Genomic DNA, 16075 nt, shown 5'->3' with positions numbered 1-16075 from the left:
CCCAGCATCCTAGAATATAAACCTATTGAGATAAAAATACTAATAATAGAATTATTCCAATTACAATACCTACAATAAAATATATAACTTTTTTTCTAATAAAGAAAAATTTCATAGATTCACCCCTCATAAGTATTCGGTATTGTCAAAAATATTAATATACATCTCTGACAATCCTTGATTTTCAAACATTTATCTTAATAAAAATATTTACCCCCTAAAGAGAGCTAAATATTTTTTGTTTTTATATACAAAAATGGATGACAAATATCCATTCATTAGTTATAATATCGTCGTCAAACAAATCTAACTAGAAAGGAATTGTCATCCATGTTCGATATTATAACTTATTTACTATACTTTATTCAAGTCCAAAATAACATTATTTTATATCTTCTATTTTGTTTAGGTGCTATTAAAGCTTCGAAGCTACCTGATGAACCCATTGATAAGCCTTATCGTAAACTGAAAGTCGACGAAATGCCTATCTTTGATAAGGTTAAGAAATATGATCACAAAGTTCTTTTAAAGAATTATTTGTTGGATAAAGGAAAAGAGCTTAAACCTGTTAACTCTAAAGTTCCTGTTCCTAAATCTATTTCTTGTCCTTGTTGTGGTGCTCCTCACATTTACATATACGATAACAACGGTGGCAGAGGCCAATTTAAATGCAAGGTTTGTGAATCAACTTTTAGCCGAAAAAATCAATTTTCCAAGTCTGTTATTTTAAGATGTCCTCATTGTAACAAGGCTCTTGAGCCTATTAAGGATCGTAAATTCTTTGTTATCTACAAGTGTAAAAACAATGAGTGCTCTTTTTATCTTAAAAACAAAAATTCTTTATCTAAAGAACAAAAGGAGCTGTTTGAGATTAAGCCTCATTCTTTTAAAATGCATTATATTTACAGAGCTTTTAATATTAACTTTAAGCCTTTATCTAGAACTTCTCCTGTTAAAGGTTCTGTTTCTTTGCCAAGGATTTATGCTTCCAATCATGTTTTAGGTCTTGTTTTAACTTATTATGTTAATTATGGCCTAAGTGCTAGAAAGACTGCTGCTATCATGAAAGATATTCATCAGGTTGATATTTCTCATCAAACTGTTCTTAATTATGCTAACACTGTAAGTGTTATTACTAAGCCATTTGTTGACAATTACCCTTATGAGCTATCTGACTCTATTTGTGGTGATGAAACTTATATTAGGGTTAATGGTAAATGGCATTATATCTTCTTTTTCTTTGATGCTGTTAAGAAGATTATTTTGTCTTACCATGTTTCTCCTAATCGTGACACTCCTTCAGCTATTATTGCTTTAGATGATGTTTTGTCTAAATTTAAGGAAATTCCAAAGAATCTTAATATCATTGTTGATGGTAATCCTATTTACCTTCTTGCTCAACATTTTTTTGCCCAACATGATATATTTTTTGATGTTTCACAGGTCATTGGTCTTACTAATGATGATCCTGTTTCAAAAGAATTTAGACCACTTAAGCAAGTTATCGAACGTCTTAATCGCACTTTTAAAGGCAATTACAAATCCTCTCATGGATTTGGTGCCCAGCATGGTTCTGTTACTTTTGTTACATTGTTTGCTGTTTATTTCAACTTTTTAAGACCTCATGCTTCATTGGAAGCTAGTGTACCTGTTGTTATTCCTGAACTTGAGGATTTACCCAATATGCCTGCAAGATGGATTAAATTAATACAACTGTCTGAAGAATACATATCTTCTTGTGCTTAAAGTCTTGTTTTTAGATTCTTTGAGCCCAGCAGCACTAGCCACCGTAGGCTTGCCCTTGACAAAAATGTTTAAGAAAATGCTATAATGAACATTTCAAGGGCTTATTTGCGTTGTCTTGTTTTTGAGTTCCCCTCGCCCTTGTTAGTTTTAACTAAGCATTTTCTTATTTTTTGTCAAGGGTGGCGGGAGATCCCACTCAAAATTTAATTGAAAAGTATTATTTTTGACTTTTATTTTTTCATAAAACTTTTTACATTACCAAGTATTCCTTATATATTTTATTCTTTAGTATTTTATATATTACTATTATTTCTTTTGAATAACAGGATTTACATGTACATTTTTTTATATTATAATTAAGTTAAGTATATAGGGGGTGTTTTTAATGGCAGTAAAGATTTTGTCTGATAGTGCATGTGATTTACCGAAAGAGATACTAAAAGAATACGATATTGATACCATACCTATACTGCTAAGTAAAGATGGAAAAGAGTACTTAGATGGGGTGACATTAAAACCTGAGAAAATGTATGAAGATATGAGGAATGGTCAGGTTTACCAAACCGCACAAATACCACCATATGTTTTTGAAGAGAAGTTTACAGAAATAGCCAAAAACAAAGAAAGTACTATATATATCTGTTTTTCATCAGGGTTATCAGGTACTTACAATACTTCTGTATTAGTTAAGGAGTCACTTAAGGATAAATATCCTGATTTAGATATTGATATAGTAGATTCTAAATCTGCATCTGTAGGTTTTGGATTATTAGTCTATCAAGCAGCCAAAATGGCCAAAGCGGGAAAGAGTAAAAAAGAAATACTTAATATGTTAGATTTTTATGTTAAACATATAGAACATATTTTTACTGTTGATGATTTAGAATATCTATTTAGAGGTGGTAGGGTATCTAGAGCACAAGCAGTAGTTGGTGGATTACTTAATATTAAGCCAATACTAGATATACCCGAAGATGGAACACTTCGTCCCGTAGAAAAGGTAAGAGGAAGAAATAAGGTTTTAAAGAGAATGTTAGAGATAATGGAAGAACGTGGTGGTAGTGCAGATCTTAAAAATCAGACAATAGGAATAAATCATGGAGACGATATAGAAGGAGCTTTGAAATTAAAAGAAATGATTGAAGAAAAATATGGTTGTACAGATTTTGTACTAAATATTATTGGATGTGCTATAGGAGCACATTCTGGTCCAGGAACATTATCAGTATTTTTCTTAAATGAAAGCCCAAGTCAGGAGTAAAATCCTGACTTTTTATGGGATACAATGCCAATAATTAAGTAATCATAAGTTTATTCAATAAAAATAAAATAAAATCAAAAAAACACTAGACAAAATGAAAAAAACATAGTATAATGATTCTTGTCCTTGAGATTAGCACCTTTAGCTCAGATGGTAGAGCAACTGACTCTTAATCAGTGGGCCCAGGGTTCGAGTCCCTGAAGGTGCACCATAATTTTAAAGCCTTGTAGATTTTACTACAAGGCTTTTGTTTTCTTTATACATAAAAGATGATATAATATTAAAAAAGAATAATAACTGATGTAATATGGAAATATATAGTTAAATATGAGTTTAAATGTTTAAGGAGTGAATATTCATGAAGAAAATAATTAATATATTTTTAATATTGATTTTAGTAACTACTTTAGTTACGGGATGTACTAATACGAATGGACAAGATGATATTCAAAAAGATCAAGAAAAAGTTGAAGAAAACAAAAAAGCAGAAGAAGAGATAGAAGTATCTACTAGTATTTCAGACTATTTTCCATTTAAAGAGAATACACTTTACTCTTACAAAGGTGAAGGCAATGAGTACGCAGAAATGAAGACATATTTTGAATACATTAGTGATGATAGAGCTCAGCTTAAAACTATGAACCCAGGGACAAATATGGTTACGATACTTGAATATAAAGATGGAGAATTGAGAGAAATATATTCTGAAGGTGAAGTCTATCATACTGAAAACTTACTTGATACTGTAGAAAAAGAAGAAAGTTATGAAGTGGTATTAAAAGAACCATTAAAAGTAGGTTCTACTTGGGGATTAAAAAACGGAAACAAAAGAACTATCACTGGTTATAATGTTGAAATAGAAACTCCATACAACAAGTTAAAAGCTCTAGAAGTTACAACTGAGTTAGGAAACAATATTAAACAGTTAGACTACTACGCACAAGGAATAGGACTTGTAGCGAGTATTTACAAAGATGGTGATTATGAGGTAAAAACACTTCTTCAGGATTTAAAAGAAGATTATGGACTTAATCAAAGTGTGAGGTTTTACTATCCAACTTCAACAGATTTAAATATAGCATATACAGATATAGATGTACAAATTAGAACAAATGACAAAGTGGAAGAATTGATTGAGAGAACTTTTAAAAATCCTCCATCACAAAAAGTAATTTCACCTATTTCGCAAAACACAAAAATTAATTCTATTGTACTTAATAAAGATGAAGGTATAGTAAGAATAGATTTTTCTAAAGAATTAATTCAAGAGATGAATGCTGGAAGTTCTCAAGAAACTCAATTTTTAAACAGTATTGTAAACACTCTTGGTAGTTACTATGGAGTAAATAAAGTTTATATATCTACAGAAGGCAATCCTTACAGCTCTGGGCATTATGAAATCAGAGAAAATGAGTACTTTACTACAGATGAGACAGATATAATTGAATTAAAATAGTTATAAAAAAGAACAACTTTTTAAAAGTTGTTCTTTTTGGTTTAATAATTAATATTTGCTCGGTCTTTTAATTCAAACATCTTAGGAGAATAATTACATAATATTTTAACTAATTTGTTAGTATAGTTATCCCAATTGTGTCTTAATGTAGATTTTATATGCATACTGTCCCCTGGATAGAGTTCATATCTTTGATTTTCTAAAAAAACACTTAGAATACCTTCTAATACATAAACAAATTCTTCTCCTTCGTGGGAATAGGGAATAACCTCTTCATGTGTGTAATTTGGAAGTATTGTAATGATAAAAGGAGACATATTTTCTGTTTCTTTATCATTTCCTATATTGTGATATATAAATCTAGAATTTTCAATAATAGATAATTTTTGTTCAAAGCTTCGTGTTATTCTATTTTTATTAGTAGAAGGGGGTTCGAAAAAATGACTTAAGCTTACCCCTAAGGCTGTTGCAATATTCTCTAAAGAAGATATGGCAACAGAAGTCAGCCCTCTTTCAAGTTGAGATAAATACCCTATTGATAAATTAGTTTGTTCGCTTAGTTTTTTTAGTGTCATTTTTTGTGATGTTCTTAATTCTTTAAGCTTCTCTCCAATTTCTTGACCCATTTTTAACCTCCATTAATAAATGCCTGCATATTGTATACATCTATTATATTACCATTAAAAGGTGGTTGATTCAATAAATAATTTATAATACTTATGAAAATCATTATAATTTGATGAATATAATTTGCAAATATCAAAAATGTTAAGCAAATTATTCATTTTTGTGAAAAATATAGTGGTTTTGTATTGAAAAAAATTTAATTCTATATTATACTAAAGTTATAAACTAATATTCGCATTTTTAAAAATACTTAAAAATAACTGAAAATTTTGTATTGTAGAAAAATTAAAGGGGGGAAGTATATCATAATTATTTGAAGTAAAAGCATAAATATCAGAAAAATTTAAATGTTAAGAAAAAAGTAACATCAAATAGGAGGGTAATTATGGGGAAAACTAAAAAGATTATTTCATTAGTAATGAGTGTATTATTGTGTATGGGATTACTAGCAGGTTGTGGCAAGGAATCTACAACTGGCGGGGAAAATACTGGTGGTGGAGAAGGTAGAGAACAAATATATAGATTTAGTACTTTAGATGAGCCTACAGGATTGAACCCAATAACTAATACAACAGAACCTGATTATGGAGTACAAAGAATGATTCTTGAAAGTTTAGTTTACTATGTATCTGATGAAAACGGTGTCGCAACAATAAAGCCAGGAGTTGCAGAAGACTGGTCAATGAATGACGATGGTACTGTATATACTTTTAAGATTAGAGATAATGCTGTATGGAATGATGGAGAAGCTGTAAAGGCAGACGATTTTGTTTATACATTCAGACAAATGGCTACACCAGCAGTAGGATCTACCAATGCTTGGTTATTTGATGGTATTATTCTTAATTTTACAGAAGCACATTATGAAGAAGGAAAAAACCCAGAGGATATTGGTGTAAAAGCTGTTGATGAAAAAACAGTTGAATTTACATTGACTAAACCATGTTCATATTTTGTTCAATTACTTGATCGAGCAAAGCCAATTAGACAGGACAAGTATGAAGAATGGGGAGAAGAATATGGTTCTTCAGTAGATAAAATGGTAACCAATGGAATATTCAACGTTGAAACTTGGGAACCAAATGTTAAGATGGTTTTTGTGAAAAATGATAAGTATTGGGATGCAGAAAGTGTAAAACTTGAAAAGATTAATAGATATATTGTTGAAGAACCATCTGCTGCAGTTCAAGCATTACTTTCTGGAGATACTGATTTTGTAGGAACAACTGATCCTGACTGGCAAGGAAAAATTGAAACAGAAGGAGATAAATATACAAAATTTGAATTAGTAGATAATGCGCCTGAGTTTTATGGATTTAATTGTTCAAACAAATACTTTAAGAATCCAAAAATAAGATTGGCATTTTCTTTAGCAATAGATAGAGATAAATACAATGAAGACTTAAATCATGGTGCTTCTTCACCACTTTATTCTTTGGTACCAGAGGTTATTAACTGTGGTGAAAATCTATATAAAGATATGATTGATGAAGATATTAATATATTAAAAGATTTGGAAAAAGAATATCCAGATCCAAAGGAACTTTTAATAGAAGGACTTAAAGAAGAAGGACTTGATCCAGATCCATCAAAGATGGAAGTTAGATATGCAACAAGAGGAACTTCTGAATATTCTAAAAAGTCAGCAGAGTGGCTGTTGCAAGAATGGCAAGAAAAATTAGGTGTTACAATTACTATCGATATGATGGAATGGAATATCATGTGGGATAAGGTTGATGAAGGAGATTATGATATATGTACTGCTGGCTGGAGTCCTGATTACAATGATCCTAGTACATTATTAAGTATATATGATCCTGTTAATGGATACTTTAATAGCAAAAAATCAGGATGGACTGGTCCTGATGCTGATAAGTATCATGAATTAATAGAAAAGGCATCTTTGAGCACTGATGATAAGGAAAGAGCAGAATTATTCTATGAAGCAGAAAAGATATTAGTTGGTACAGGAGTTATTTCACCTGTTTATTGTGCAGTAGGAACATATTATAAAGCTAATTATTTAAAGGGCTATGTTTTAAGTCCCAATGCTGGAGTAGATTATACTAAGATATTTATGGAATAAGAATAAATAAATATAGCTTAAGAGAATTTCAATTTGTAAAAATTAAATTTATTGATAAACAAGACATGATCAATTTATGTCTTGTTTATCAAAATGTTGTATCAGTATATGATGAGGGGTGAAGTTATGTTTAAGTTTATTCTTAAGAGAACGTTTTATGGTTTACTTACTTTATTTTTACTTGTAACAGCAACATTTTTCTTAATAGCAGGTGCTCCAGGAGACCCTATTGCATCAAAAGTAGGACAAATGCCTGAAAAGGCACAAGCAGTAATTCGTACAAAATATGGACTTGATAAGCCTGTGGTTGTTAGGTATGGCATATACATGAAAAACCTTCTAACAAAAGGGGATTTTGGAGAATCTATAGTATATACTGGAAAATCTGTAAATGATATCATAAAGAAAAATGCTCCAATTTCAGCAAAGATAGGTATTATTGCTTTGGCACTTCAAATTACTATAGGTGTTTTATTGGGGTTAATATCAGCTATTAATAGGGGTAAGGTGCCTGATCATGTGATAAGGGTTCTTGTAGTGTTAGCTATATGTGTACCAAGTTTTGTATCTGCGGCATTACTTCAATACTTTTTAGCTTTTAAGTGGGGTCTAGCTCCTGTATTTGGTTGGGGTGAGTTGAAGCATTATATCTTACCTGTATTAGCATATGCTATTGGTGGTATTGCAAGTTATACAAAATTTATGAGAAGCAGTACCCTTTCTGTAATCAATGAAGATTACATTCTTACTGCAAAGGCAAAAGGATGTAAAAAGGGAAGAGTTATTGGAAAGCATATTATGAGGAATTCTATGATTCCTATTGTTACTATGACTGGTCCTGCAATTGCAGGCATATTTGCAGGTTCTTTTGTAATTGAGAGGATATTCTCAATACCAGGTCTTGGCTCTTACTATGTTAATGCTGTTACAAACAATGACTATACTATGATATTAGGATTTACTATATTTTTTGCAGCATTATATGTTTTATCATTGATTATTGTAGACATTATGTATGGAATTGTTGATCCAAGGATTAGAATTGCAAGTTCTGAAGATTAATGATTATAAAAGGTAAGTTTTGTAGATTACCCTGAAAAAGTAAGGGAGGTAGTAACGTGGATATTATAAATGACAATATAGATGTATCTGAAGGTGATGTAGCTTTAACAGATGATATGTTTGAAAGAGTGGGTACTGAAGGACTATCTTCTGAAAAACTAAACAAGCCTTCAATAACATATTGGGCTGATGTATGGAGGAGATTCAAAGAAAACAAATTAGCTATAGTAGGGTTAATTTTATTAGTAGCAGTAATTGTTACTTTATATTTAGGGCCTACAATTTCAGGCAAAGACTATCAATATATAGATTCTTCTGTTAAAAACTTAAAACCAAATTCCGAGTATTGGTTTGGTACAGATGATATGGGTAGAGACATTTTTACAAGAGTGTGTGTAGGTGGAAGGATCTCTATATTAATAGGTCTTCTTTGTACACTTGTAATGTTTGTTATTGGTGCACTTTTAGGTGTAATTGCAGGATTAAAAGGTGGTTGGGTAGACAATCTTATAATGAGAGTTTGTGAATTTATTGGAAATCTACCGTATTTAATTATTGTTATAATACTAACCTTGGTGATGGGAAGAAGTATATTTTCTTTAGTATTTGCAATGAGTATTACATCTTGGGTTGGTACTACTCGTATGGTTAGAGGTCAAGTGCTACAAATAAAAGAGAATGATTATATAGAAGCTGCAGTTGCATTGGGTGCAGATATGAATAGAATTATTTTTAAGCATCTCTTACCAAATGTATTGGGAATTATAATGGTTGACATCACAATGTCAGTACCAGGATTTATTTTTGGAGAGGCATTCCTTAGTTATATTGGGATAGGAGTTAGGCCACCTGAAGTTAGTTGGGGGTCATTAGCTTCAGCGGGACAGTTGAGATTAATGTTTTATCCTCATGAATTGTTTTTCCCATGTTTAATGATTGTTATTACTACATTATCATTTCATTTAATTGGTGATGGCCTTTCAGATGCATTAGATCCAAAATTGAGGGAGTAGGTGAAATTATATGAATAGTGAAAGAATCTTGGAAATAAAAAACTTAAATGTCTCATTTAAGACTTATGCAGGAATTGTAAAAGCGGTTAGGGGTGTTGATTTTCATTTGGATAAAGGTGAAACACTTGCTATTGTTGGAGAATCTGGTTGTGGGAAGACTGTTACTTCTAAGGCAATTATGGGATTATTACCAAGTTCTCAGACTATAATTGACAGAGAAAATTCAGAAGTCAATTTTAAAGGGACAAATCTTCTTCAATTGAGTGAATCAGAGATGGTTAAAGTTAGAGGCAGAGAAATTTCTATGATATTTCAGGATCCAATGACATCTTTAAATCCTACTATGAAAATAGGTAAACAAATTGCTGAGAGTATTATCATCCATGAGAATGTATCGCCAAGAGAAGCTCAATTACGTGCACTTAAAATGTTAGAGCTTGTTAAGATGCCAAATGCTAAGGAAAGGTTAAATCAATATCCTCATGAGTTTTCGGGAGGTATGCGTCAAAGAGTAATGATTGCAATTGCTCTTGCGTGCAATCCTAATATTTTAATTGCAGACGAACCAACAACTGCACTAGATGTAACTATTCAAGCGCAGATTATGGATTTGATAGATGATTTAAAGAAAGAATTGGATACAGGTGTAATTTTAATAACTCATGATTTAGGTGTAGTGGCTAGTGTTGCAGATAGAATACAAGTAATGTATGCTGGTAAAATAGTTGAAAAAGGAACAAAAGATGAAATATTTTATAGTCCAAAACACCCATATACTTTTGCACTTTTAAAATCTGTACCAAAGTTACATGTTCATGAGAAAGAAAAATTATATTCCTTATCGGGAACTCCTCCAGATTTAATTAATCCACCAATTGGATGTCCCTTTGCTGCAAGGTGTAAGTACGGAATGAAAATATGTAGGGAGAAATATCCTGCTACAACAACTTTTGGAGAGAATCATGAATCTTACTGCTGGTTACACCACGAAAAAGCAGATACTAGTGATGTTCCAGAGCTATTGCTACAAAGGGGTGAATTAAATGGATAACAATGAAGTATTAGTTCAAGTTAACAATTTAAAAAAACATTTTAAAGCTGGAAGAAAAGCAACAGTAAAAGCTGTTGATGATATAAGTTTTGATATTCATAGAGGTGAAACTCTAGGTCTTGTTGGAGAATCGGGTTGTGGAAAAACTACTTGTGGAAAGACTATATTAGGTTTATATGGGGCTACAGATGGAGAAGTTTTGTTTGATGGTATAAATATTCACAAACTTAATTCAAAAGAGAAAAAAGAATTTAGAAAAAGGGCTCAAATTATATTTCAAGACCCATATTCTTCTTTGAATCCTAGGATGACTGTTGAAGATATCATTGGAGAGGGTATTGATATACATCATCTTTATAGAGGAAAAGAAAGAAAGGATAAAATCTTTGAATTACTTGAAACAGTTGGATTAAATAAAGAACATGCTTCTAGATTTCCTCATGAGTTTTCAGGTGGTCAAAGACAGAGAATTGGAATTGCTAGGGCATTAGCTATAGAACCTGAATTTATAGTTTGTGACGAGCCAATTTCTGCTCTAGATGTTTCAATCCAAGCACAAGTGGTTAATCTTTTAATGGAATTGCAAAAAAAGAAAAACTTAACATATTTATTTATAGCTCATGATTTATCAATGGTAAAATATATTTCTGATAGGGTAGGAGTAATGTATCTAGGGCATTTAGTTGAACTTGCAGAAAGTGAAGAGCTCTATAGAAATCCACTACATCCGTATACAAAGGCATTATTGTCATCTATACCAATACCTGATCCTGAAGAAGAAAGAAAGAAAAAAAGAATACCAATAGAGGGTGAAATACCAAGTCCTATTAATCCACCTCCAGGCTGCAAGTTTGAGTCTAGATGTAAGGTGGCAAAAGAAATTTGTAAAAAACAAATGCCCGAACTTCGTGAAGTTGAGAAGGGACATTTTGTTGCTTGTCATTTGATTCAAAAATAGTTATTTTAATTTCTTGATTATTAAATATTTTAATAATATATTAGTGTAAACACTAAACTCGGAACAGTATCCAAAAAAGGATACTGTTCTCCCCCTATTTCTAAGATATTTTTAAAAAGCACATTAATTGTGCTTATTTTATTTGTATGATTTTATAATAATATCTTACATAAGAGTAAAAATTCATATATATGAAAATTATTGAAATATTTTTAAATATAACATATAATATACTTAAATAATATTACATGACTAAAAGAGGTGATCTCTTGACTGAAGGTTATATTTTTAATATACAGAGATTTTCTATTCATGATGGTCCAGGAATAAGAACCACAGTTTTTTTAAAGGGTTGTCCACTTAAGTGTTGGTGGTGTCACAATCCAGAAGGACAATTTTTAGATAGAGAATTACTTGTTTTCAAAAATAGATGTATAGGCTGTGGAAATTGTGTTAAAGTTTGTGAGAGAGAAGCTTTATCAATTAAAGATGGAAAAGTTGTACTTGACAGGGAAAAATGCAATCTATGTGGTAAATGTGTAGAAAATTGTACTACTAGAGGATTGGAATTTGCGGGAAAATTAGTTACTGATGAATGGTTATTTAAAGAAGTAAAAAAGGATATTATCTTTTTTGATCAGTCTGGTGGAGGGGTAACTATTTCAGGTGGAGAACCTCTAATGCAGTTTGAATTTTTATTAAGTATGGTAAAATTATTAAATAAAGAGGGTATTCATGTAACTGTTGATACATCTGGGTACGGAGAATGGGATAAATTCAAACAATTAGTAGAGTATGTAGATTTATTTTTATATGATATTAAACTTATAGATGATGAAAAACACAAAAAGTATATGGGTGTATCAAATGAGATTATACTTAAAAATATGCAGAAGCTTGTTAATGAAAAAACAAAGATTGCTCCAAGAATTCCATTAATACCTGGAGTAAATGACGATATAGAAGATATAAAACAATTTGCAGAGTTTTTAGCTAGTCTTGGATTTAGAGAAGTTAATATTCTTCCTTATCATGATTTTGGAAGAGAAAAATATATTAGGACAGGAAAAGAATATAAGATTCAAGAAAAATTAATTTTATCTGAAGATAAAAAGACAATAGTAGCTGAACAGTTTCTAAAAAAAGGAATTAACATTATCTTGGGAGGGGGATTAAGCAAATGAATGAAAGAGTTAGATTGTTGAGAGAAAATAGTCTTAATGCACAACCTTTTATGTCAATTGAAAGGGCAAAAATCGTAACAGATACTTATAAAGAGTATTATGGAAAAGTTTCAACTCCTGTTTTGAGAGCTTTAACATTTAAGGCTATAATGGAGAAGAAAGCTATATGTATTAATGAGGGTGAGTTAATAGTAGGAGAAAGAGGAGAAAAACCTAAGGGAACTCCAACTTATCCAGAAGTATGCTGTCATACATTAGAAGATCTTAAAATGATCAATGATAGGGAAAAAATTTCTTTTCAAGTATCGGAAGAAGTAGCTAATATTCAAAAAGAGGAAATAATACCTTTTTGGAAAGGCAAAAGTATAAGAGAAAAAATATTTGATCAAATGACTGATGAGTGGAAAGATTGTTATTTCGCAGGGGTATTTACTGAGTTTATGGAGCAAAGAGCACCAGGGCATACTGCTGGAGATGGGAAAATATACGAAAAAGGATTTTTAGATTTTAAAGAAGAGATAAAAGAAAGTTTATCAAAAATTGATTATTTTAATGATGATAGTTCTTATGAAAAACAAGAGCAACTTAAAGCTATGCTCATATGTTGTGATGCAATAATAGAGTATGGAAAGAGATATAGTGAGGCAGCAAAGGCTTTAGCTGAAAAGGAATTTAATGCAAAGAGAAAAGAAGAACTACTTAAGATTAGTGAGATATGCTCACATGTACCTGCTAACAAACCAAGATCATTTTGGGAAGCACTTCAAATGTATTGGTTTGTCCATGTTGGAGTCATAACTGAATTAAATCCTTGGGATTCATTCAATCCAGGAAGATTAGACCAACATATATATCCTTTCTACAAAAAAGACATTGAAGAAGGTAAAATGACTGAAGAAGAAGCAAAGGAATTGTTACAATGTTTCTGGGTTAAATTCAACAACCATCCAGCACCTCCAAAGGTAGGAGTTACTTTAAAGGAAAGTGGTACCTATACAGATTTTGCTAATATAAATAGTGGAGGACTAAAAGCTGATGGTTCAGATGGAGTTAACGATGTAACTTATATGGTTTTAGATGTTATAGATGAAATGAGACTATTACAACCTAGTTCAAATATTCAACTTAGTCAAAAAAATCCAGATAGATTCTTAAAAAGAGCCCTTCATATTATTAAAAAAGGTTGGGGGCAACCATCTATATTCAATGCAGATGCAGTAGTAGAAGAATTACTAAGACAAGGAAAGTCTATAGAAGATGCCAGATGTGGTGGGAATAGCGGTTGTGTTGAAACTGGAGCTTTTGGAAAAGAGGCATATATATTGACAGGATATTTTAATCTAAACAAAGTATTAGAAATAACATTGCACAATGGAGTTGATCCTGTTACTTCAAAGAAACTTGGGATCGAAACTGGAGATCCACGAGAATTTAAAACTTTTGAAGAATTAATGAAAGCTTTTGAAAAACAATTGAATCATTTTATAGATATAAAAATTAGAGGAAACAATATGATTGAAAAGATATACCAAAAATATATGCCTTGTCCATTCTTATCAATAATAATTGATGACTGTATAAAAAATGGAATGGATTACAATGCTGGTGGAGCTAGATACAATACTAGTTACATTCAAGGGGTAGGAATAGGAACTATAACAGATACTTTAGCATCTATTAAGCAGAATGTTTATGATGAAAAATATTTGTCTATGGACAAATTGCTAGAAGTTCTAGATTCAGATTTTGCAGGCTATGAAGATATAAGAAGTAGATTTATAAATCATACTCCTAAGTATGGTAATGATGATGACTATGCAGATGATATAATGAAAGTAGTATTTGATATGTTCTATGAATCTGTTAATGGTAGAGTGAATATGAAGGGCGGACAGTATAGAATAAATATGCTTCCTACTACATGTCATGTTTATTTTGGTTCAGTATTAGGAGCAACTGCAGATGGTAGAAAAGCTAAGGAACCACTATCTGAAGGTATTTCTCCAGTACAGGGACGTGATCAATATGGTCCTACAGCAGTTATTAAATCAGCTTCAAAAATGGATCATATAAAAACTGGTGGTACACTTCTAAATCAAAAGTTTACACCTAGGTTATTAGAGGATGAACAAGGAATAGACAATTTGTTGCATTTAGTTAGAGCATATTTCAAAATGGGTGGTCATCATATTCAATTTAATGTAGTAAATGCTGAAACCTTAAAGGAAGCACAAAAGTATCCTGAAAAGTACAAGGATTTAATTGTAAGAGTAGCAGGATATAGTGATTATTTCTGTGATTTAAATACAGAGTTACAAAATGAGATTATTAATCGTACAGAACATGACAGCTTTTAATATAATTGGAGGTGTTTTGATGTCAAGAATAGATGCATTAAAAACAGTAATGGATGAAAATAATATTGATGGGCTTTTCTTAGTTACTGTACCAAATGTAAGGTATATAAGTAGATTTACTGGTTGTGATTCTTTTGTATTTATTACAAGTAAAAATAATTATTTCATTACAGATTCTAGATATACAGAACAGGCAGAAGCTCAATGCGATGGTTTTGATGTTGTAAGATATGGTTCAACTTCACCTTGGAAGCCACTTATGGAAACAGTAAATGATTTGGCAAAAAAGGATGGGGTTAAGAGAATAGGATTTGAAAAGGAATATTTGACTTTTAGTATGTATGAGAATATGTCTAAAAAACTTCAAGATATAGAATTGGTACCAACTTCTTATTTAGTTGAAGGATTAAGAATTATTAAGGATGAAGAAGAAATAAGCCTTATAAAGAAAGCGTCAGAAATAGCAGATGAAGCATATTCACATATACTTAAACAAATAAAAGTTGGCATGACAGAGATAGAATTAGCATTGGAACTAGACTATAAGATGAGGAAATTAGGAGCTGAAGATGTTAGTTTTGATACCATATTTATATCTGGCAAGAAGACATCTCTTCCTCACGGGCAACCTTCTGATAAGGTTATTGAATATGGAGATTTCGTGACAATGGATTTTGGAGCATTATACAAAGGATATCATTCTGATATGACTAGAACCGTTGTTGTTGGTGAAGCTAGTGAAGAGCAACTTAAGATTTATAATCTAGTTAAGAAAGCGCAACAAATAGGATTAGATACAGTAAGAGCAGGTATCACTGGTGAAGAAGTAGACAAAAAAGTAAGAGAGTCCATGGGCGAGTATAATAAGTATTTTGGACATGGATTAGGTCATGGATTGGGACTTGAACTTCATGAAATTCCTTTTATGGGAGTAAATTGTACTACAGTTCTTAAGGAAAACTTTGTTGTAACCGTTGAACCTGGAATATATATCCCAGGATGGGGCGGTGTAAGAATAGAAGATACAGTAGTTATAAAAGAAGATGGAATAGACATAATTACACATTCCCCTAAAGAACTTATTACAATATAATTTACTTAACAAAACCTCAGGCTTTGGCCTGAGGTTTTGCTAACCTTCTTCTTTATTGTTGTCTTTACTACTTTTTTGTTTTTTGTTAGAACCTTTTTTATTGTTCTTATCTTTTGCCACTTCTTGCACTCCCTTCTTAAAAATGTTCAATCCTCATAATATAGTATTTCTATTTTTATAA

General features: G+C 31.2%; 12 protein-coding genes and 1 tRNA gene. 12 read left to right on the top strand and 1 reads right to left on the bottom strand.

Annotation, left to right across the window (positions count from 1 at the left end):
• Positions 1–330 precede the first annotated feature (330 nt).
• The 4 genes from BQ9840_RS04685 (at position 331) to BQ9840_RS04670 (ending at position 4463) form a co-directional block, all read left to right on the top strand.
• Positions 331–1746: a DDE-type integrase/transposase/recombinase gene (locus BQ9840_RS04685; RefSeq protein WP_077368555.1), complete on the top strand. Its 1416-nt coding sequence runs from the start codon at positions 331–333 to the stop codon at positions 1744–1746.
• Positions 1747–2131: 385 nt separating this feature from the next.
• Complete coding sequence (locus BQ9840_RS04680) at positions 2132–3007, top strand: DegV family protein (RefSeq protein ID WP_077368553.1); 876 nt, start codon at positions 2132–2134, stop codon at positions 3005–3007.
• Positions 3008–3142: 135 nt separating this feature from the next.
• Positions 3143–3218, top strand: a tRNA-Lys gene (locus BQ9840_RS04675).
• Positions 3219–3365: 147 nt separating this feature from the next.
• Positions 3366–4463, top strand: coding sequence for a GerMN domain-containing protein (locus tag BQ9840_RS04670; protein WP_077368551.1), 1098 nt, complete (start codon positions 3366–3368; stop codon positions 4461–4463).
• 41 nt (positions 4464–4504) lie between these two features.
• On the opposite strand, the gene BQ9840_RS04665 is transcribed toward BQ9840_RS04670, so the two are convergent.
• Positions 4505–5089, bottom strand: a complete 585-nt coding sequence (locus BQ9840_RS04665; protein WP_077368549.1) for a helix-turn-helix domain-containing protein — start codon at positions 5087–5089, stop codon at positions 4505–4507.
• 386 nt (positions 5090–5475) lie between these two features.
• Between BQ9840_RS04665 and BQ9840_RS04660 the strand changes: the two genes are divergently transcribed.
• The 8 genes from BQ9840_RS04660 (at position 5476) to BQ9840_RS04625 (ending at position 15894) form a co-directional block, all read left to right on the top strand.
• On the top strand, positions 5476–7176 hold the full coding sequence (locus tag BQ9840_RS04660) for a peptide ABC transporter substrate-binding protein (protein WP_077368547.1): 1701 nt from the start codon (positions 5476–5478) through the stop codon (positions 7174–7176).
• A 126-nt stretch (positions 7177–7302) separates the two neighbouring features.
• On the top strand, positions 7303–8238 hold the full coding sequence (locus tag BQ9840_RS04655; protein ID WP_077368545.1) for an ABC transporter permease: 936 nt from the start codon (positions 7303–7305) through the stop codon (positions 8236–8238).
• A 56-nt stretch (positions 8239–8294) separates the two neighbouring features.
• Positions 8295–9251 (top strand): ABC transporter permease, encoded by a 957-nt coding sequence (locus BQ9840_RS04650; RefSeq protein WP_234978616.1) that lies wholly within the window; start codon positions 8295–8297, stop codon positions 9249–9251.
• Positions 9252–9261: 10 nt separating this feature from the next.
• Positions 9262–10302: an ABC transporter ATP-binding protein gene (locus BQ9840_RS04645; protein WP_077368543.1), complete on the top strand. Its 1041-nt coding sequence runs from the start codon at positions 9262–9264 to the stop codon at positions 10300–10302.
• Positions 10295–11260, top strand: coding sequence for an ABC transporter ATP-binding protein (locus tag BQ9840_RS04640; protein ID WP_077368541.1), 966 nt, complete (start codon positions 10295–10297; stop codon positions 11258–11260). Before BQ9840_RS04645 ends, BQ9840_RS04640 begins: the two co-directional genes overlap by 8 nt.
• A 269-nt stretch (positions 11261–11529) precedes the next feature.
• On the top strand, positions 11530–12444 hold the full coding sequence (locus tag BQ9840_RS04635) for a glycyl-radical enzyme activating protein (protein ID WP_255371023.1): 915 nt from the start codon (positions 11530–11532) through the stop codon (positions 12442–12444).
• Positions 12441–14801, top strand: coding sequence for a trans-4-hydroxy-L-proline dehydratase (hypD, locus tag BQ9840_RS04630; RefSeq protein WP_077368537.1), 2361 nt, complete (start codon positions 12441–12443; stop codon positions 14799–14801). The genes BQ9840_RS04635 and hypD overlap by 4 nt, the downstream gene beginning before the upstream one ends.
• Before the next feature lie 19 nt (positions 14802–14820).
• Positions 14821–15894: a M24 family metallopeptidase gene (locus BQ9840_RS04625; RefSeq protein ID WP_077368535.1), complete on the top strand. Its 1074-nt coding sequence runs from the start codon at positions 14821–14823 to the stop codon at positions 15892–15894.
• Positions 15895–16075: the final 181 nt, after the last annotated feature.

It is taken from the genome of Anaerosalibacter sp. Marseille-P3206, assembly GCF_900155565.1.
GTDB lineage: Bacteria > Bacillota > Clostridia > Tissierellales > Sporanaerobacteraceae > FUHM01.
The sequence above is the reverse complement of the archived record's forward strand: the minus strand, read 5'-3'. Positions and strand labels throughout refer to the sequence as shown.